Annotated in this window: 1 pseudogene; it reads left to right on the top strand. The window is 40.8% G+C overall.

The annotated features are described in order from the left end of the window. Positions 1 to 144, top strand: a pseudogene (gene ilvH, locus O4H47_RS18145) (acetolactate synthase small subunit); the annotation flags it as partial. Between the last annotated feature and the right edge of the window lie 101 nt (positions 145 to 245).

Genomic DNA, 245 nt, shown 5'->3' with positions numbered 1-245 from the left:
TCACAATACACCGTACAACTTGCGGGTACGAGTGAAAAGCTAGATGCCTTCATTCAAGCGATATCCGAAGTGACCGAAGTTATCGAAGTTGCTCGTAGTGGTGTCGTTGGCATTGCGCGAGGAGAGCGAGCTCTCAAACCTTAACTCTCTGATTGCATATAGAAAAGCCACTTAATCTAAGTGGCTTTTTTGTTTAGAAAATAACAATTAATGATATAATTGTCGTTTTAGTAAGCATGATAGGC

It is taken from the genome of Maritalea porphyrae (assembly GCF_027213965.1).
In the GTDB taxonomy this organism is placed as follows: domain Bacteria; phylum Pseudomonadota; class Alphaproteobacteria; order Rhizobiales; family Devosiaceae; genus Maritalea; species Maritalea porphyrae_A.
This window is presented reverse-complemented; position numbering and strand designations above follow the sequence as displayed.